The 19,827-nt window shown below is 62.7% G+C and carries 14 protein-coding genes; 9 read left to right on the forward strand and 5 right to left on the reverse strand.

Annotation, left to right across the window (positions count from 1 at the left end; translation table 11 throughout):
- Nucleotides 1-66: 66 nt before the first annotated feature.
- Nucleotides 67-690: an isochorismate family cysteine hydrolase YcaC gene (ycaC, locus tag HBN98_RS25065; protein WP_064588175.1), complete on the forward strand. Its 624-nt coding sequence runs from the start codon at nucleotides 67-69 to the stop codon at nucleotides 688-690.
- Between the two features lie 88 nt (nucleotides 691-778).
- Here the strand turns inward: ycaC and HBN98_RS25070 are convergent, their stop codons facing one another.
- Both HBN98_RS25070 and HBN98_RS25075 read right to left on the reverse strand, forming a co-directional pair.
- Nucleotides 779-2,206, reverse strand: a complete 1,428-nt coding sequence (locus HBN98_RS25070; protein ID WP_083368620.1) for a mechanosensitive ion channel family protein — start codon at nucleotides 2,204-2,206, stop codon at nucleotides 779-781.
- A 195-nt stretch (nucleotides 2,207-2,401) separates the two neighbouring features.
- Entirely contained in the window at nucleotides 2,402-3,418 is a 1,017-nt protein-coding gene (locus HBN98_RS25075) for an alpha/beta hydrolase (protein ID WP_083368621.1), read from the reverse strand.
- Nucleotides 3,419-3,616: 198 nt separating this feature from the next.
- Here HBN98_RS25075 and HBN98_RS25080 point away from each other — a divergent pair, with 198 nt between their 5' ends.
- Nucleotides 3,617-4,516 carry a LysR family transcriptional regulator gene (locus tag HBN98_RS25080; RefSeq protein WP_083368622.1) on the forward strand — a complete coding sequence of 300 codons (900 nt, stop codon included), beginning with the start codon at nucleotides 3,617-3,619 and terminating at the stop codon, nucleotides 4,514-4,516.
- Nucleotides 4,517-4,778: 262 nt separating this feature from the next.
- Here the strand turns inward: HBN98_RS25080 and HBN98_RS25085 are convergent, their stop codons facing one another.
- From HBN98_RS25085 to gspG, 3 genes are all read right to left on the reverse strand, one after another.
- The gene (locus tag HBN98_RS25085; protein ID WP_262381652.1) at nucleotides 4,779-5,348 is read right to left on the reverse strand and encodes a hypothetical protein; all 570 of its coding nucleotides are present in this window, start codon (nucleotides 5,346-5,348) and stop codon (nucleotides 4,779-4,781) included.
- Between the two features lie 75 nt (nucleotides 5,349-5,423).
- Nucleotides 5,424-6,611: a type II secretion system F family protein gene (locus HBN98_RS25090; protein ID WP_083368624.1), complete on the reverse strand. Its 1,188-nt coding sequence runs from the start codon at nucleotides 6,609-6,611 to the stop codon at nucleotides 5,424-5,426.
- A gap of 14 nt (nucleotides 6,612-6,625) precedes the next feature.
- Nucleotides 6,626-7,054 (reverse strand): type II secretion system major pseudopilin GspG, encoded by a 429-nt coding sequence (gene gspG, locus HBN98_RS25095; RefSeq protein ID WP_064120121.1) that lies wholly within the window; start codon nucleotides 7,052-7,054, stop codon nucleotides 6,626-6,628.
- 206 nt (nucleotides 7,055-7,260) lie between these two features.
- Here gspG and HBN98_RS25100 point away from each other — a divergent pair, with 206 nt between their 5' ends.
- From HBN98_RS25100 to HBN98_RS25130, 7 genes are all read left to right on the forward strand, one after another.
- Nucleotides 7,261-7,869, forward strand: a complete 609-nt coding sequence (locus HBN98_RS25100; RefSeq protein WP_083368625.1) for a lytic transglycosylase domain-containing protein — start codon at nucleotides 7,261-7,263, stop codon at nucleotides 7,867-7,869.
- Nucleotides 7,870-8,069: 200 nt separating this feature from the next.
- Nucleotides 8,070-13,901: a manganese-oxidizing multicopper oxidase MnxG gene (gene mnxG, locus HBN98_RS25105; RefSeq protein ID WP_083368626.1), complete on the forward strand. Its 5,832-nt coding sequence runs from the start codon at nucleotides 8,070-8,072 to the stop codon at nucleotides 13,899-13,901.
- Nucleotides 13,902-14,171: 270 nt separating this feature from the next.
- A complete protein-coding gene (locus HBN98_RS25110; protein ID WP_083368627.1) occupies nucleotides 14,172-16,094 on the forward strand; it encodes a YncE family protein in 1,923 nt (640 codons plus the stop codon).
- Nucleotides 16,095-16,108: 14 nt separating this feature from the next.
- A complete protein-coding gene (locus HBN98_RS25115) occupies nucleotides 16,109-16,759 on the forward strand; it encodes an SCO family protein (protein WP_064588166.1) in 651 nt (216 codons plus the stop codon).
- Nucleotides 16,756-17,376, forward strand: coding sequence for an SCO family protein (locus tag HBN98_RS25120; RefSeq protein ID WP_064588165.1), 621 nt, complete (start codon nucleotides 16,756-16,758; stop codon nucleotides 17,374-17,376). The genes HBN98_RS25115 and HBN98_RS25120 overlap by 4 nt, the downstream gene beginning before the upstream one ends.
- Nucleotides 17,377-17,385: 9 nt before the next feature.
- Nucleotides 17,386-18,936: an ABC transporter substrate-binding protein gene (locus tag HBN98_RS25125; protein ID WP_083368628.1), complete on the forward strand. Its 1,551-nt coding sequence runs from the start codon at nucleotides 17,386-17,388 to the stop codon at nucleotides 18,934-18,936.
- A 15-nt stretch (nucleotides 18,937-18,951) separates the two neighbouring features.
- Complete coding sequence (locus HBN98_RS25130) at nucleotides 18,952-19,713, forward strand: peptidylprolyl isomerase (RefSeq protein WP_064588163.1); 762 nt, start codon at nucleotides 18,952-18,954, stop codon at nucleotides 19,711-19,713.
- Nucleotides 19,714-19,827 lie beyond the last annotated feature (114 nt).

Genomic DNA, 19,827 nt, shown 5'->3' on the forward strand with positions numbered 1-19,827 from the left:
CGTACAAAAAAAGCGCCGGCCAACCGGCACGGCGCTTCCTGCAACATCCATCCCAAGGAGTTTCCCATGAGCGTTCCCTACAAGCGTCTGAACAAAGATGATGCGGTCGTGCTGCTGGTCGATCACCAGACCGGTCTGATCTCGCTGGTGCAGGACTTCACCCCCAACGAGTTCAAGAACAACGTGCTGGCGCTGGGCGACATCGCCAAGTTCTTCAAGCTGCCGACCATCCTCACCACCAGCTTCGACGCCGGCCCCAACGGCCCGATCGTGCCTGAGCTGCGCGAACAGTTTCCGGATGCGCCGTTCATTCAGCGTCCGGGCCAGATCAACGCCTGGGACAACGAAGACTTCGTCAAGGCGATCAAGGCCACCGGCCGCAAGCAACTGATCATCGCCGGTGTGGTGACGGACGTCTGCGTGGCGTTCCCGACCCTGTCGGCCATCGCTGAAGGCTACGAAGTGTTCGTGGTGACCGACTCGTCCGGCACCTTCAACACCACCGTGCAACAAGCCGCGTGGGCGCGGATGTCGGCGGCCGGTGCACACCTGCTGAACTGGTTCGCCGTGGCCTGCGAGCTGCAGGGCGACTGGCGCAACGACATGGAAGGCCTGGCGCACCTGCTGTCCGAACGCCTGCCGAACTACCGCAACCTGATCAACAGCTACACCAAGTTCACTGCCAAGTAAGAAGATCAAAAGATCGCAGCCTGCGGCAGCTCCTACATTGGGACGCGTTCCCCTGTAGGAGCTGCCGTGTGGCTGCGATCTTTTGCTTTTAACGTTTCTGCAGCCAACCCAAAAACCCACCCTTGCGCATCGCCACCGGTTTCGCCATCAGCGCGAGGCGGCTGTTCTGCTGCCGCACGGCCTGCAGTTTGTTCAGTGCCTGACCGACTTCGCTGCGCTGCGCCATGCATTGGCGGGTCAGGGTCTTGTCGAGGCGGTAGATGATGCTCGAGGTCAACGCGGTGAACGTGGCTTGCGACGGCGTATCGGCGAGCATGCTCTGTTCGCCCATGACTTCACTCGGCCCCATGCGCCCGGCTTCGGTCTGGCCGTTGCCATCGGGCACGGTCGCACTGACCACGCCAGTGGCGATCACGAACAGACTGTCGGGCACTTCATCCAGCCCCAGCACCACCTGACCGGCCGCATACTGCTGCGCGACCATCGATTCGGCGAGGCGATCGCGTTCCTCATGGCTCAGCGAACGGAAGACTTTCACTTCATCGAGCAGCGCCCGGGCGCGGGTCGAAGGCTCGATCACGCCATCGGGATGCCGGGAAATACCCGCCGCTTCGAGATGCCGGTGGGCGAGGTCGAACAGTTGATTGCGCACCTCGCTCTTGTTGCCCAACTCACTGATGAAGCCACTGGCGACGTACTCCGACATCTCCTCACCGGCCTCTTTCAACACGGCTTTGGGCGGCGGATTCAACAGCAGGCTGCTGCTGCCTTGCAGGGTGCGGTCGAGGGCGTCGAGCACCCGCCGTGGGCGGATATGGTTCGGCACCTTGATGCTGATCGACACACCATGCAGGTTGGTCGGGCGACTGAGATTGACGATCTTCGCCTTGGCCGCCACCGAATTCGGCACCACGGCCAGGGTGCCGGTGCTGGTCAGCAGGTGCGTGGCGCGCCAGTCGATGTCGAGCACCTTGCCCTCGACGCCGTCGATTACCACGAAGTCGTCCACCTGATACGGCTTGGTGGTGTTGAGCACGATCCCGGAGAACACGTCGCTCAAGGTGCTCTGCAACGCCAGACCGACCACGATCGCCACCACCCCGGACGTCGCCAGCAAACCTTTGACCGGCAACTCCAGCACATAACCGGCGGCCGCGACGATCGCCGCCAGAAACACCAGCGCGCCGATCACGTCCTGCAACAGCCGACCGCTGTGACCGATGCGCCGCATCAGGATCAGGCCGATGATCTCGGTGAGCACACGTGCCGCGTACAACCACCAGAGAATGCCCAGCGCCGTTGCACCCAGTTGCGCCACTGGGTCATCGGCAAACACCGGCGCGAGCAACGGGCTGATGCCGGCGTTGATGATCAGCGCACTGAAGCCGAGAAACAGCGCCAGCCGAATACCGACTCGCGGAGCGCGATGTTTGAACGGAGCGAGGTGCCAGAGCAGGGCGTCGAGCAGCAGCAGGGCGGCGCTCCAGGACAGCGGGTGGGCGAGGAGGAAGGACATGACAGGTTCCACGATGATGAGCGCTGCTGTGGCGAGGGAGCTTGCTCCCGCTGGGTTGCGCAGCAGCCCCAAGAAACTCTGCCAGGCAGAGATTTTGTGAGTGCTGCGCACTCAAGCGGGAGCAAGCTCCCTGGCCACACAGAAGGGTTAAACAAAAAATCTCGCCACCCCGTGAGGTGTAGCGAGACATTGGGCTCAGTTCAGATGCGTCTTCAACTCAGCCGCCGCTTGCCGCACGGCCGCTTTCACTTCCGGAATCTGGCTCAGCGGATTGAGCAGGCCAAAGTCATGAATCATCCCGTTGTAGCGCACCGAGGTCACCGCCACGCCCGCTGCATCCAGATGCCGTGCGTAGCCTTCGCCTTCATCACGCAGCACGTCGAACTCGGCGGTCTGCACCAGCGCGGCGGGCAGGCCTTTGAGCTGGTCGCTGCTGGCGTTCAGCGGCGAAGCGTGGATCTGGCTGCGCTCGGCCGGGTTGGTGGTGTAGTTGTCCCAGAACCACTGCATCATGCCTTTGGTGAGGAAATGGCCCTCGGCAAATTGCTGGTACGAGCCGTCGTCGAACTGCGCGTTGGTCACCGGCCACATCAGCAGCTGGAAGCGCAGCGCTGGGGTTTTCTGTTCCTTGGCCATCAGCGCCACGACCGCCGCCATGTTGCCGCCGACACTATTACCGGCCACCGCCAGACGCTTGCCATCGACGCCGATCTGCTTGCCGTTTTCAGCCACCCATTTCGTCGCGGCGTAGGCCTGGTTGATTGCGGTCGGGTACTGCGCCTCCGGCGACGGCGTGTAATCGACGTACACCGCCACGGCGCCAGAGCCGACCACCAGATCACGAATCAGGCGCTGGTGGGTCGGGTAATCGCCCAATACCCAACCGCCACCGTGGAAAAACATGAACACCGGCAACTCACCCTTGACCTTGGCCGGGCGCACCACTTTCAGGTTGATCGTCTGGCCATCGACGGTGATCGCCTTGTCGCTGACTTCCACCCCGGAGAGGTCGACTTTCACCGAAGCCTGAGCACCGGTCAGCACCGCACGCGCGTCTTTCGGGCTCAGTTGCTCCAGCGGTTTGCCACCGCCGGCAGCGAGTGCTTCGAGGAAGGCCTGAGTGTTGTGTTCGACACCCGGGCTGCCAGCGGCAAACGCGTTGCCGATGGACAGGGCGAGGAGGGACGCGGTCAGGGTCTTTTTGATGTTCATGCTTAATTCCTTTTTTTGATGAGTTGTGTGCCCTGTAGGAGCTGCCGAAGGCTGCGATCTTTTGATCTTTAAAAGATCGCAGCCTTCGGCAGCTCCTACACGGGGTGTGGTGTTTTCAAACCGTGAGCACAGATTAATGAGCTGCCTGAAAGTGAAAAAGCGGCTATAAAGCGTTTAACTGTCCACCAGAGAGTGACAATGAACCCGTTCGAAGACATGCGTATTTTTTGTCAGGTCATGGACTCCGGCAGCTTCACCGCCGCGGCCGATCAGTTGGGCCTGTCCAAGCAGTTCGTCAGCCGTCGTTTGATGCAGCTCGAAGAGCGCCTCGGCGTGCGGCTGTTGAATCGTTCGACCCGGCGCCTCGATGTCACGCCACTGGGCCAGAGTTATTACGAGTCGGCGCTGCGCCTGCTGGGCGAAGTCGAACAGGTCGAGCAGGGCATCGCCGGGCAGACCGCCGAGCCGCGCGGGACGATTCGCATCAGTGCGCCGTTGTCGTTTGCTGTGGCGCATCTGGGCTGTCTGCTGCCGCTGTTCCTGCAGCGCTATCGCGAGGTCACCGTGGAAGTGGACTTGAGCGACCGCCCGGTGGACCTGCTTGGCGAAGGCTACGACCTGGCGCTGCGCATCGGCGTGCTGGAAGACTCGACGCTGATCGCCCGGCGCATTGCCTCCATCGAACGGGTGTACTGCGCCAGCCCGGCGTATCTGGCCGAACGCGGTACGCCGCTCAACCCCGAAGACCTGCACGGCCACGACTGCCTGCCGTACGGCCACGGTCGTTCGGTGCAATGGCGCTTCAATGCCGGGCAGGGCAAGCCGCTGTTGGTGAATGTCACCGGGCGCATGCGCGTGAACAACGGCGAGTTGCTCAGGGACGCGGCGGTGCAGGGGATGGGGATTACCTATCTGCCGACGTTCATTGTCGGCGCGGCGCTGCAGGATGGGCGACTGGTGCCGGTGCTCGACGACTACCGCACCGAGCCGCTGACCTTGTCGGCGGTTTACCCGCAGCATCGCCAGGCTTCGCGTCCGGTGCAGGCGTTGGTCGAGTTTTTGCGTGAACGGTTGAACGAGAGCCACGTCGCCCTCTGAGCCTTACGCACATCAAAGCTGTAGGAGTGAGCCTGCTCGCGATAGCGTTTCGTCTGTCAAAGTTTCAGTGTCTGAATAACCGCTATCGCGAGCAGGCTCACTCCTACAATTGATGGTGGTCGTCTGCGTAATCTGCGTATGCCACAAAACCCTGTGGCTGGCTTGCCAGCGATGGCGGTGTGTCAGGCAATACAGCTTTGCCTGACCGGGCCTCATCGCTGGCAAGCCAGCTCCCACAAGGATTGTGGTGTTTCAGGATGGATCAGTTGGCGCGTTTGTCATCGCCCGGCTCACCGCCGACATGAACGCCGCGATCATCGCCGGCTTCAGCCGCTGCATGCGCGCCACGATCATCACCGACTTCACCGGCACGGTGGACTCCGTGGTCATCACCGACTTCGCCAGCGCGATGGACGCCATGGTCATCCCCCGCTTCGGCGTGCGTGCCATTGCGGCCGGATGAGGCGCTGTCGCCCGAGTGTCCGGAGCCGTGGTCGCTGCCGCTGTGGCCACTGTTGCCGCCGCCATGACTGCCACCGCCACCGTTGCCACCGCCATGACTGCCACCGCCACCGTTGCCACCGCCGCTACCACCGCCGCCGCTTCCACCACCGCCACCGCCACCACCGCCACCCCCGCCGCCGTTGCCGCCATGACCACCACCACCTCCACCACCTCCACCGCCACTTCCGCCACCGCCGCTACCACCACCGCTTCCCCCATCCTTGGCATGAGCACTGGATACCCCGGACAAACTGTCCGGAATCAGCACCGTAGACGCTGACAGAACTGCGCCGATGGCCATTGCGAGCACGAGCTTTTTAATGTGCATATCGTTCTCCGTCTTTGTGGTTGTGTTTGGGAACGTACAAGTGCGTGGTTGCAGGGCGCCGACCCGTTCCCGTGGTCAGTGAATACTCGAAGCGAGTTCGAAAATCGGGATGTACATCAGGATCACGATGACCCCGATGAGCAGGCCGATGAAGGTCATCAGCAGCGGTTCGAACAACTTCACGAACCACTCCAGCCAGCGGCTGATTTCCTCGTCGTAGAAATCGGCGCTGCGCTCCATCATCTGCCCGAGGTTGCCGGACTGCTCGCCCGCGCGCAGCAGGCGCAAGGACACCGGCGTCACCAGGTGATTGAGTTCCAGCGCGGTAGACAATGACTGCCCCTCACGCACCCGCTCGCAAGCCTGATCCAGGCGCACCCGCGACGCCACGGTGAGCAAGCCGCGTACCATGCTCATGGCGGTCACCAGCGGAATCCCGCCTTGCAGCAGGATCCCCAGCGAGCGATAAAACCGCGCCAGTTCATACATGAAAATCCGTTGATGCACGGCTGGCAGTTTCTCCACCAGCCGATCCAGCCCACGGCGAAACGCCGGTTGCTTCTGCAGCACGGCGAGGGCAATGACCAGCGCCGCCAGCCCGCCGAAAAACTCAGCCTGATGCGCATGCAAAAACATGCCGCTGCTCATCAGCACCTGCGACAGCCACGGCAGGTTATTTCCCAGCCCTTCGAACACCAGGCTGAAGCGCGGCACCACGTAACCCATCAAGAACAGCACCACGCCACCGCCGACGATCAGCAACAGCATGGGATAGATCGAGGCACTGATGATCTTCTGCCGCACCTCGTCCATGCGCTGGCGATAACTGACATAGCGGCCCAGTGCATCGCCGACCGCGCCGGTCTTCTCGCTGGACTGTACCAGTGCCACGTACAGCGGCGGGAACACTGCCGACAACTGGCCCAACGCCTGAGAGAAGGATTTGCCCTCGTACAGCAGGCGCACCAGCTCGCTCAAGGTTTTGCGGGCAGCGGGGGCGGTTTCTTTCTCGGCGAGGCTTTCCAGCGCATCGATCAACGGCAGGCCGGCATTGAGCAAGGTGGTCAGTTCCTGGCTGAACAACACCAGATTGAAGGTCTCGCGCTGACGCAGTTTCAGCGAACGCCAATGCTTGTCGGCGTGCGAGCTGAGCACACGCAAACCCTGATCCTCGGCAATGCGCCGCGCTTCGCTGTCGCCTGGTGCTTCCACGCTCAAGGACACCACGCCCGCTTTGCCGACTGCCTTCAAATGAAATCGCATGGACCGCGCTCCGTTCACTGCCAATTGGTCACTTCGGCGTTTTCACCTTCGCCGCCGGGCTGGCCGTCCTTGCCCATCGAGAGCAAGTCGTACTCGCTGTTTTCACCGGGATAGCGGTAGGTGTAATTACGTCCCCACGGATCCTGCGGCAGCTTTTTCTGCAAGTACGGGCCGGTCCATTTCGCTTCGTCACTCGGTGCGGTGACCAAGGCCTGCAAGCCCTGCTCGGTGGACGGGTAGTGACCGACCTCCAGTCGATAGATATCCAGCGCCTTGCTCAACCCTTCGATCTGCGCCTTGGCCACTTTCACTTCGGAGCGACCGAGTTGGGCGAAGTATTTCGGCGCGACGATCCCGGCCAACAGGCCGAGTACCACCAGCACCACGAGCAATTCGAGCAGGGTAAAACCGCGTTGGCCACGCGGACGAAATTGCAGCTTCATGATGACCTCCCGTGAGTGGCAGCCGTGTCGCCAGGAGGGCTTATGCAATTGCCATGCTCAGTCCCCACTGAAAACTACCGACTAGGCTGCAACCCTTGTAATCCGGGCGTTTCGAGAGTCGGCACAGTGCTTGCGTATGGCTCAAGCGTGATCGGCCATTGGGGCATTTCCCCCAATTTATCGGGGTCGATCCGGGGAGGCCCGACATGAAATTCCTTACCAGCGGATTGCTCGGTTGTGTGCTGCTCAGCGGCGCCGCGCAGGCCGATGTATTCATCTCGGTGGACGCCAAGGGCAGCTATGTGCTGTCCAACGTTCACCGACCCGGACGCACCTACGAACGGGTAATTCACGAGGCTGACGCCGCAGTGGCCAGCCTTGATCAGCAGCCGCAAATGATCGCCAACCAGCCTTACGCGGAACTGGTGTCGGCGGCGGCCAAGGTCAATCAATTACCTGAAGCGCTGTTGCACGCGGTGATCAACGCAGAATCCCACTACAACCCCGGCGCGACCTCAGCCAAAGGCGCGGGCGGGCTCATGCAGTTGATGCCCGACACCGCGCGGGAAATGGGCGTGACCGACGTCTACGACCCCAAGGCCAACATCCAGGGCGGGGCCAAATACCTCAAGCGCCTGATGACCCTGTTCGACAACGACATCGCCCTCGCCGTGGCGGCTTACAACGCCGGCCCCGACGCAGTGCTCAGCCGTGGCCGGGTGATTCCGCCGTTCGCTGAAACCCAGCGGTATGTGCCGAACGTATTGCGTCAGTACCGGCGTTTGCAGGGCCTGGCCATGGATGCGCCGTTGTGAGCTCAACCCGGTTTTCCCCACATTCGGGGCAAGCCGCAGAGGCCCGAAAAGTGGGGGAAACGGGTGGGGAATATCCCCCGGATTCTCAAGTGCTCGCGGTAACTGATTGAACACTAATGAGATTTTTTGTGGCACGCGGATTGCTCCAGGGCATTTGTCGAGAAGTGTTCGCAAGAGCACCCACTACGAGGTTACTGATCATGGTTGGCATTCATCACGCTCCGTCTCTGTTCAACTGGCTGCTGATTCTGGCCTCGATGCTCAGCGTCGAGCTGGCCGGCGCAGCCGTACGTTGCGAGCGCAACCTGGTGGCCAACGTCGTCGCCTTCGATCAACCGCTGATGTTCAACCGCCTCGGTGCGCAGAACATCAACGGCATGATGTACGCCCTGCGCCGCGATGTGGTCGATGAACATGAGCAGTCGCTGGCTTACGGTGGCGCTGCGGTGCCGGGCAAAGTCTCGCTGCGCCCGGACAAGCGTCCACGGCCGTTGGTGTTGCGCGTGGCCGCCGGCGATTGCCTGACGATCAATCTGCAGAACCTGCTCGACTATCAGGCCAACCCGAACAAGCACTTTGAAAACGAGGGCGAGGAGGAGGGCGCCAACGCCAACGGCGCGGAGGATTTCAAAGTCGACGAGCAGGTGGCTGATCGGCACGTCGGTTTCCAGGTCAACGGCCTGCAAGCGGTGAACAGCATCGATGACATTTCCTCGTTCACCGGGCGTAACGCCAACAGTCTGGTGCCACCGGGCGCGAGCCGTTCCTACACCTTGTTCGCCGAGCGTGAAGGCGCGTTTGCCGTCAGCAGCCGTGGCGCGACGTTTGGCGGCGAGGGCGCGGCTGGCAACGTTGCCAACGGACTGTTCGGCCAGGTCGTCGTCGTGCCCAAGGGCGGTCGCAGCTATCGCAACACCCTCACCGAAGAAGAAATGCGTCTGGCCACCACCGGCCGCGCACCCACCGGCCAACCCATCGTCGATTACCAGGCGCGCTACCCGCAGCGCGAACCGTGGCTGCGCGAAGGCAAGGCCGGCACGCCGATCATCAACATGGTCGATGGCAGTGAAATCATTTCCAGCGAAAGCGATGCGATCGTCATGGGCAGCAACGCCGACGGCAGTTTCCCGTCCAGCACCTATCCGCTGGAGTCGATGGGCAAACGTAACCCGGCGATCCCCAACCGGTTGGAACCGTTCCGCGATTTTGCCTCGCAGTTCCAGGACGAAACCGCCGCCACCCAAGCATTCCCCGCGTACTGGGCCGATCCGGTGATGGCCCATGTGCTGGAGCCGACCCGCGACTCGTTCATGATCAACTATGGCTCCGGCGGCATGGGTGCCGAAGTGGTCGCCAACCGTTTGGGCGTTGGGCCGATGCACGACTGCCTGTCGTGTGCCTACGAAGAATTCTTCCTCAGCTCGCACACCGTCGGTGATGTGGCGATGCTGGTGGATGTGCCGGCCAACACCGGGCTTGAGAACATCGCCCCGGGCCAGACAGCGCGCGCCGATCAGATCGGTGTGAAAGCGACCATGGCCCTGTATCCGTCGGAGCCGTCGAACGTCAACCACAGCTACATCGGTGACTTCGTCAAATTCCGCAATACCCACAATGGCCACGAACAGCACATCTTCCACCTGCACGGCCATCAGTGGCTGTTCAATCCCAACGACGACAACTCCGATTACGTCGATGCCCAAGGCATCGGGCCGGGTGCCGGTTATACCTATGAAATCGCCAACGGTGGTTCGGGCAACCGCAATCGCGTGGCCGGTGACGCGATCTATCACTGTCATTTCTATCCGCACTTCGCCCAGGGCATGTGGGCCATGTGGCGGGTGCACGATGTGTTCGAGGAAGGCACCCGCCTCGATGTTTCGCAGCAGGGCGCCGATGGCTATCACAGCGAACCGTTTGCCTTGCGCAGCGGCAAACCGGCGGCGGGTGCACGGGCCTTGCCCGATGGCGAAATCGTCGCCGGTACGCCCATTCCGGCCATCGTGCCGCTTCCGGGCAAAGCCATGGCGCCGATGCCCGGCAAAGTGGTGGTGGTGCCGAAAATCGGTGAAACCCTGGTCGCCGGTCCTGCTGACGACGATGACGAAGAAGAGGGCGGTGACGACGGTGAACACCATGGCGGCAACGCTGGCGGTCAAGCCATCGGCTCGCTGGCGCTGGTCGATCGCAGTGAAGCCAACCGCAATGCCGACGGCAGCCTGAAAAACCCTGGCTACCCATTCTGGATCGGCGGCATGGAAAGCTCCGTGGGCCAGCGTCCGCCAACGCCGCCACTGGATATGCTCGACGCCGCCACCGCGCAATCGCTCAAGGCCAGCGGCAAAGCGCTGTGGGCCAACCTCGACCCGGCACAGTCCGGCGGTTGGGATGGCGGCTTGCAGCGGCATGCACTCGACGGCGTCGCGGCCGGTGGCGAGGCACACACCGTGACCACTTCGCTGGACTTCTCCAAGGAAGTCACCCGCGCCAAACCGATTTACCTGCCGGAAGAAGGCACCGAAGTCGAACAGGCCGCGATGGCCTTCCACGCGAAAAAGGATCACCCAAGCTATGCCTTGCTGCCCGGCAATCAAGTGGTGGCCAAGGCGTTCCGCACCAACGGTGCCTTGCCGATGGCGGGCGCGCCGTACTACGAGCCGTGCATGGACGATCGGCAAAAACGTCTGACCAGCAACGCCGGCAGCGGCGAGTTCGCCAGCGGTGAGCGCATCGACGGCATGTCCTTTGTCGGCGCCTCGAGCTTCACCGCCGACCGCCCACGGATCTACAAAGCCGCCAACATCCAGTTCGACGCGGTGTACAACAAAGTCGGTTATCACTTTCCGCAGGCGCGCATTCTCGCGCTGTGGGAAGACGCCTGGCCGGTGATCACCAAACAGCGTCCGCCAGAGCCGCTGGTGATGCGCATGAATACCTTCGATTGCGTGCAATACCAGCAAACCAACCTGGTGCCGGCCACCTACGAGATGGACGACTATCAGGTGCGCACGCCGACCGACGTGATCGGCCAGCACATTCATTTGCCGAAGTGGGATCTGACCTCGGCGGACGGCTCGTCCAACGGCTGGAATTACGAGGACGGCGTGCTCTCGCCCGGCGCCGTGCAGGAACGCATTCACGCGATTCGTGAGTTCAACCAATGCGCCAGCACTGATCCGCGTGACGGCACTCAGGCCTGCCCGAAAGCCAGGAACCATCCGTTCTTCGGCCAGTACGGCCGGGCCGACTGGCTGGGTGCGCGCACGGCGATGCAGCGTTGGTTCGTCGATCCGGTGGTCAACGCCAAAGGCGTCGATCGCGGCCTCGGCACCATCTTCACCCACGACCACTTAGGCCCATCGACGCACCAGCAGATTGGTCTGTACGCCACCGTGTTGGCCGAACCGGCCGGTTCCACCTGGTTCCACGCCGAAACCGGCGAGCCTCTCTATAGCGGCGCGCGCCAGGACGGTGGGCCGACGTCATGGCAGGCGGTGATCAACACCGGCGACCTCGATGGCGATGGCAAGAACGACAGCTTCCGCGAGTTCTTCCTCGAATACAGCGACTTCCAGCACGCCTATGAAGCCGGCGTCTATGTGGGGGCCGGCCCTAACGGCGTGCCGAATGCGCAAGCGTTCCCGGCCACCGCCGACAGCTTCCGCTACGCGATCAATCCGCCAGTGCGCAACAACGCCAGCAATCTGCTTGAAGGGGTGTTGGAAGTGCAGGGCGGTCAGGTCCCGGGCTGCCCGAGCCGGCCATGTCCGCAGGCGATTTCGGTGGATGATCCGGGCATGTTCGTCGTCAACTATCGCAACGAACCGCTGGCCCTGCGCGTGTACGACCCGAACAAGGTCGGCCCGGACGGCAAGCGCGGCATGCAGGCCGACGGCCTCGGCGGTGATCTGGCGTTCGCCATGCAAAGCCGTACCGACCGGGCGATTCCGGCGATGAACCTGGCGCCGAATCTGCTCACCTCGGCGACCGGCCCCACCGGCGGCACCACGCTGTTTCCGCCGCACATCAACAAGGGCGGCGCCGAACCCGGTGATCCGTTCACGCCGATGCTGCGCACCTATACCGGCGACAACGTGCGGCTGCGGGTGCATGCCGGCGGCCATGAGGAAGAGCACAACGTCACCCTGCACGGCGTGAAATGGCTGCAGAGCGGTTCCGGTTTCGGCAATAGCTCCAACTCCGGCTGGCGCGCATCGCAGATGATCGGCATCTCCGAGCAGATGGGCTTTATTGCGCCGGTGTCGATGCTCTCCAGCGCCGCCGCGACCACGGGCGACTATCTCTACTCGATGGACGCTTCGATCGAAGGCTACTGGAGCGGTATCTGGGGCGTGATGCGCAACTACACCGCCAAGCGCAGTGATCTGTTCGCCATCCCCAACAACCCAAGCCCGGCGGGCATGCGCAACACCGTGGCGTTCGAGGGCAGTTGCCCACGGATCAGTGCCAATCCCAATGGCATCGGTACCCGGCCAACGGTGCAGCGCAACTATGAAGTGGTCGCGGCGCTGGCCAACGACATCCTCGGCAATGCGCTGGGCCTGACCATCGGCGATCCGCAAGGGCTCGGTCAGCATGTCGGCGGGCCGCTCAATCCGGCGGGCGGCACCCTGGTGCTGAACTCGCGCACGGTGAGCATTCCACAAGTTACCGTGACCGACCCGGAAGATGGCGAAACCATCACCATCGGCGGGCAGAGTGGGCCGTTGCATGATCCGACTGCGATCCTGTACGTGCGTAAATCCGATCTGGATCCGCTCAGCGGCAAGCTCAAACCCGGCATCCCGGTAGAACCACTGGTATTGCGTGCAGCGGCAGGGGACTGCATCAACATCACCCTGGAAAACCGTCTGCCGAGCGTGATGCCTGACCTGACCCAGACTGCCGTGATGCAAGGCATGGTCAAGCGTGATCGCAACAGCGGTCTGGGCTCGACCACGTTCAGTAACAACCTGATGCGGCCGTCCAGCCATGTCGGTCTGCACGCGCAACTGCTGGCCTACGACATCACCAAATCCGACGGCGCCAACGTCGGCGCCAACCCGATCCAGACCGTGCCACCGCGTGTTGGCAACAGCGGCGCGTATCCGACCCGGACCTATCAGTACTACGCCGGGCACCTGGAGCGTGAAGGCAAACCGGTGACGCAACTGGGCCGCAGTGTCGACAACATCAACGCCACGGCGGTCGAGTTCGGCGGCTTGAACATCACCCCGGCGGACGTGATCAAACAGCCGCAAAAAGGTCTTGGCGGAGCGATGAGCATCCTGCCGATCGGCGCGACCTGGGTTGACGATGCGCGCAAGGTCAACGCCACGGTCACCGCGCCTGGGCAAACCAGCTACCGCGACTTCGCGATGGTCTGGCACAAGGCGTTGAACACCCGTTGGGCCAATGGCCGGCCGGTGGAGGGGATTGCTGCTGAGGGCTTCGGCGTGCCGACTGATCCGCAGGACAACTCGAGCATGGCGATCAACTACAAGACCGAGCCGCTGTGGTATCGCTTTGGCCGCGCTCCGGACGCACCGTTCGGGCATGCCGACGGCGCGGGTTACGGCGACATGAGCAATGCGCACATGGCCTACAGCAACGCGTTGGTGGGCGGCGATCCGCAGACGCCGGTGCTGTATGCCAAACCCGGGCAGCCATTGCGTACGCACATTCTGATGCCAAGCGGTGGCAGTCGCGGCACCACGTTCCAGCTCGACGGGCATGTCTGGTCGGTGAACCCGTTCCAGGCCGAGAAGAGCGACACCGGGGGTTATCCGATGGGCTCGCCGGGTGTCGGCTCGGTGCGCTTCGGCTACAACCCGATGTCGATGTACATCGGTGCCCACGAAAGCATCCTGCCGGCCGCGCACTTCAGCTTCATGATCCCTAGCGCCGGCGGCAGCAATGCGATCCCGGGGGATTACCTGTTCCGCGATTACGCCGCTTACGGCAACACCTCCGGTTTGTGGGGATTGCTGCGCGTGACCAACGAACCGGAACCGGCGCCGCAGGGGCAGTAGGCACAACGAAGAACCTTGTGGGAGCGAGCCTGCTCGCGAATGGGCCCGACTCGATTCTGGACGGTGCGGCAGATGACGCCTTCGCGAGCAGGCTCGCTCCCACAGGGGATGGTGGTTGGCAGTGAGGTTGGTGGGATGAATGCAAATCCCGTGTAGGCCTTCGCCTGCTCGCGATTGGGGCAACTCGGTTTCGGATGGTGAGGCAGATGACGCCATCGCGAGCAGGCGAAGGCCTACAGGGAATGGGTTTGCAAATGAGGGGAGGATGGTATGAACAGGATCACCAACATCATCGGTATTTGCACGCTGGCCCTGGCCGGGGCGTTGCTGACGCTGAGTGAGATTGCGCTGGCGCAAACCGGTACGGGTCAGACGCTGAACCGTGACGGTGTGGCGGTGGATTTCAACCTCAAGCCACTGGCCGTCGACGGCAAGCTGCGCGAAGGCGAATTCGCCGATGTGCAGTTTCGCGTCACTGACAGCGCCTCCGGCCAGCCGTTGTCCGGGGTGGCGCCGGGTGCCTGGGTGGATCCGCAAACCCTCGCCGCCGATCAAGCCCAGGGCCGTGACCAGAGCTGCAAGGCCCGGGTCGGGGTGTTTCTCAAATCCAACATCGGCGCGCGACCGTTGCTCGACCTCAACAGCTATTTCCTGCTGGTGATGAACCGCGACGCCAGCATCGCCGTGGTCGATCCATCGGTATCAGTGGGCGGTATCACCAGCACCCTGGCGCGGATCGAACTCAAGCAACCGCCGATGGACTGGGTCACCCCCAAAGACAACAAACGCGTATTCGTCTCGATGCCGACGGCCGGCGAAGTGGCGGTCATCGACAGCGAGCAATTCAAAGTCATCGATGTCATCGCCGCTGGTAGCCAGCCAGTGCGCGTGGCGCTGCAACCGGATGAGCGTCTGCTGTGGGTTGGCAACAACGCCAGCAAAACCGAAGACTCCGGCGTCTCGGTGATCGATAGCCAAAGCCTCAAAACCCTCAAACACTTGCAGACCGGGCGCGGCCACCACGAAATCAGCTTCAGCAAGGACAGCCGCTTCGCCTTTGTCAGCAACCGCGACGACGGCACCGTCAGCGTGGTCGACATCGCCAGCCTGAACATCGTCCAGCAGATCAAAACCGGCTCGCATCCGTTGTCGGTCGCCTATTCGCCACTGTCCGGCGCGGTGTATGTGGCCGACGGCAAGGACGGCACCGTGAGCGTGATCGACGCCAGCACCCACGCCATCCGCCGGGTTATCCAGTTGCAACAAGGCCTGGGCCCCATGGGCTTCAGCGCCGACGGCCGCTTCGGTGTGGTGCTCAACACCGTGGAAAACCGCGCCAGCATCATTGATGCCGCGACCAACAGCGCGATCCATGATCTGGACGTTTCCGCCGAGCCCTACCAAGTGGTGTTCAGCCAGGCCTACGCCTACATCCGCGGACTGGCTTCACCGAAAGTCACCATGATCAACCTGTCCTCCCTCGGCGAAGGCCGCCAGCCAATCAGTCAGGGCTTCGAAGCCGGCCCGCAACCACCGCGTATGGCCGGGGATTTACCGCTGGCCTCAAGCCTGGCGGTGTCACGGGACGACAACGCGGTGTTCGTGGTCAACCCGGTCGACAACACCACCTACTTCTACGCCGAAGGCATGAACGCACCGATGTCCGGTTACCCCAACCGTGGCCAGATCGCCCGTGCCGCCATGGTCATCGACCGCAGCCTGCGCGAGGTTTCGCCGGGGCTGTACAGCGCGCGGGTGAGGCTGCCGACGGCAGGGCGGTTTGACGTGGCGTTTCTGCTCAATCAGCCGAACATCATTCATTGCTTTACCGCGCAGATTGAGCCTGACGGCAAACAGCAAAAACACCTCGGCCAGCCGAAAGTCGAGTTCCTCCTCGACAAGACTGCCGTGGCGCTCAACGACCCCTACGTCGTGCGTTTCCGCATCGTTCAAGGCAAAGACAAAACCCAGCGCAGCGGCGTCAAAGACGTGCAATTGCGCTACTACCTCGCGCCCACCTCGCATCCGCGTGAAGTGGCGGCGCTGGAAGTCGCCGACGGCGTGTACGAAGCGCCGATCACCCTCGACCGCGGCGGCGCCTGGTACCTGCATGTGCGTGCGGCATCGCTGGGCGCCGGTTTCGATGACAAGACCTTTGCCAGTGTTCGGGTAACCCCCGGCCTGGCCCGTTGAAGAGGAGTTTCGACATGAACCGATTTGCATCCAGTGGCCTGCTGACCCTGTGTCTGTTGAGCCTCGGCCTCCAACAAGCCCACGCCCATTCGGCGGACGAACACGCCGGGCACAAAGCCCCGGCCAGCAATACTCAGGAACACGCTCAGGTGAAGTTCGCCAACGTGCCACTGCTCGATCAGAACGGCAAAACCGTGCGCCTTGAACAAGACCTGGTGCAGGGCAAAATCGTCGTCATGAGCTTTATCTACACCAGTTGCACCACGGTGTGCCCGGTGGTCTCGTCGATCATGGGCAAGGTGCAGAAGCAGCTCGGCGCGCGGGTCGGCGAAGAAGTGCAACTGGTGTCGATCAGCATCGACCCGCAGCGCGACGACCCGAAACGTCTGCAGGATTACGCGCGCACGTTCCAGCGCGGCCCGGGCTGGAGCTGGCTGACCGGCTCGCCGCAGTCGATCAATGAAACCCTCAAGGGCCTCGGCAGTTTCAGTGGCGACCTGAAGAATCATCAGCCGCTGATCCTCGTCGGCGACGGCGATAGCCGGCACTGGATGCGCTACTACGGCTTCACCGATCCGGCACTGCTGGCCAAGGAAGTGGAAAAACTCAGCGGCCTGCGCACCCACGCCAAACATACCGCCATCGCCATGGAGCAACAGCCATGAGACTGCTCGACTGGATCTCCCTGACCGTGTGTTTCTGGCTTCTCGGTAACGTCGCGTTCGCTCACGAAGGCCATGTCTCTGAGCCGCCCACCGTGGTTGCCGCTGCTCCGGCCAAAGGCACTCACGACGCGAAAACCTGGTTCACCGACACGCCGTTGCAGGATCAAAACGGTGAAACCCTGCGCTTCTACAGCGACGCACTGCAAAATCGCATAGTGCTGCTCAACGTGATTTTCACCAGTTGCAACGATGCCTGCCCGCTGATCACCCGCAAGCTCAAGGAAGTCCGCGAACTGCTGGGCGACAAGGCGCAGGACATCACCTTCATTTCCCTTACCAGTGACCCGCTGCGCGACACGCCAGCGGTGCTCAAGGCTTACACCTTGAAGCAGGGTTCCGATGACCCTCATTGGCTTTTTCTTACCGGCGACAAAGCGCAGATGGACCTGGTATTGAGCCGCATTGGCCAGATCGTGCCGACGCCCGAGCAACACTCCACGCAGTTGATCGTCGGCGATGTCGCCAATAAACGCTGGAGCAAAATCCGTCCCGACGCCCCGGCCGCCGCTATTGCCCAGCGCCTGCAGTTGCTGACAATGCCCGTGGCTGGCCGTTGAGTCCGCGCCATGAACCTGAGCCGCGTCCTCGCCCTGATCCTGCTCGCCGGCGTCAGCCTGGGTGCGGGCGCTGCACCGCTGACCCCTGAAGAGGCGGCGGGAAAACGCTTGTACCGCCAAGGCTTGTCGGCCAGTGGCGAAGCGATCATGGCGCGAGTTGGCGCGGCGGATGTGTTGCTGCCGGCGACCCGTCTGCCGTGTGCCAATTGCCATGGCGCCGATGGTCTCGGCCGACCTGAAGGTGGCGTGCGTCCCCCTGAATTGAACTGGGCGCGACTGACCAGCACCTACGGCCAGCAACAGGTCAACGGCCGCAGCTATCCGGCCTACAGCGAGAGCAGTCTGGCCACGGCTATCGAGCAGGGCCGCGACCCCGGCCACAATCGCCTCGACCCGAGCATGCCGCGCTTTCTGCTGTCGATGAAAGATCAGCGCAACCTCACCGCCTATCTCAAACGCCTCGCCGATGAGCGCGACCCCGGCCTTGACGCCGAGACTTTGCACCTCGGCACCTTGCTGCCCAGCCAAGGTCCGCTGGCCGAGGAGGGCGCGACGGTGGCGGCGGTACTCAACGGCAGTGTGGCGCGGATCAATCAGGCCGGCGGCATACATGGCCGGCAACTGCGCCTGACGGTGATCGATCCCGGCCCGGACCGCGCCAGTGCCGAGCAAGCCTTGCAGCAGTTGATCGAGCAGGAGCAGGTGTTCGCCCTGATCGCACCGCTGGCACCAGCTCTCGACAGCGAACTCGGGTCGCGCCTGGAAAAGGCCGGTGTGCCGCTGATAGGACCGATGTCGATCCTCGGCAGCCTGCAAGCCAGTCCGCAGATCTTCGAGCCATTGCCCGGCTTGCGTGAGCAGTTGATCGCGCTGGCCGATTACGCCACGGCGAGTTTGCGCGTGCTGCAAGGGCCGACGCTGATTGCCTATCCCGATGACCCGGCACAAACGCTGGCCGCGCAAAACCTCGGCCAGTACTTGCAGGATCACGGCTGGCAAAAAGTCCATCTGCAAGCCTACGACTCTACGGCGGATGGGTTGCCGTTAGGCTCGCGATCGGTGTTCTATCTGGGCAATGGCGGCGGCTTCAGTCGGCTGGCGACGCGGCTGCAAAGCGCCGGGCAAGTGCCTTACCTGTTTGCCGCCTCCAGCCAGGTGGCCGGCGATCTGCTGCAAGTTCCCGACGGCTTCACCCGAAGGGTGTTCCTCGCCTATCCGTTCGTGCCCAGCGACTGGACCCAGGCCGGGCGCATGGCCCTGACCTTGTTGCGCGAAGGTCAAGGTCTCGGTGCTCAGCACGCGGTGCTGCAAGTCGGCGCCTACGCCTCGATGTTGCTGCTCAGCGAAGGCATGAAGCAGGCCGGCCGCGACGCTAGCCGCGAGAAACTGGTGGCGGCGCTGGAAGGCCTGCACGACTTCGACACCGGCTTGACCCCGCGCCTGAGTTTCGGCCCCGGCCGACGCCTGGGTTTGAGCGGCGCGCATGTGGTTACCGTGGATTTGCCCGATCAGCGTTTCTATCTGGTCGCACCCTATAAACCGATTTTTGCCAGCCCCTGAACGGAGGGCCCGATCATGAAACGCATAACGCTGATCTTGCTGCTGACTTGCTGGCTGCCGCTGGCGTGGGCGAATAACGAACCGGCCGTGGCGCGGGTCAATGGCAAGGAGATTTCCGGATTTCGCTTCGAGCGCTTCTTCGCCGAATACCTGGAAGATCAGGGCCGCGCGGTGGCGAGCATTCGCAGTCCCAAGGCCTACAAGGAACTGCGGCAGGCGGCGCTGCAAATGCTGATCGACAAAGAATTGCTGTGGCAGGAATCGCAGAAGCGCGGTCGGCAGATCGACGAACAAGCGCTGCGTCAGCAGATCGAGCAAACCCGCATGGCCATCGGCGGCGCGGATAAATTCCTTCGTCGATTGCAGGATGCCGGTTTCGATGAGGCGTCGTTCACCGAGTACACCCGCCGCGAACTGGCGGCGCAGCAGATGTTCGCCGAACTGATCCGCGCCAACACCTTGCAGCCTCGGCACCTGTTGATGCGCGTGCCCGCGCAAGCGGATGCAGTCACAGTTGCTGCAGCGCGTCTACGCTTGATGCAAATGCGCGCCGCGATTGTCAGCGGGGCGACGTTTGCCAGCGCTCCGGTGCGTTCACCGTTCGGCTGGCATGTGATTTATTTGCCGAACCACTTGGAGGCTGCCGATGTCCCAGATTTGCAGGGGCTGGACACAGTCAGGGCGCAGCTCGCCCGACAGCAACAGACCCAGGCTCGTCGTCAGGTACTCGCGCAATTACGGGTGCAGAACAGGATCGAACGAATTGACGACGACTGAAGGTTCCCCCCCAATAGTGGGGAATGGCTTCGATGCCCATTCAGGTGCTTCCCCGTTTCTGGGGAACGGGGTGCCGGGACGAGCGGGCATTGTCATTAAATTCAAGGACATGAA

Source organism: Pseudomonas koreensis (genome assembly GCF_012986595.1).
GTDB classification, from domain to species: domain Bacteria; phylum Pseudomonadota; class Gammaproteobacteria; order Pseudomonadales; family Pseudomonadaceae; genus Aquipseudomonas; species Aquipseudomonas koreensis.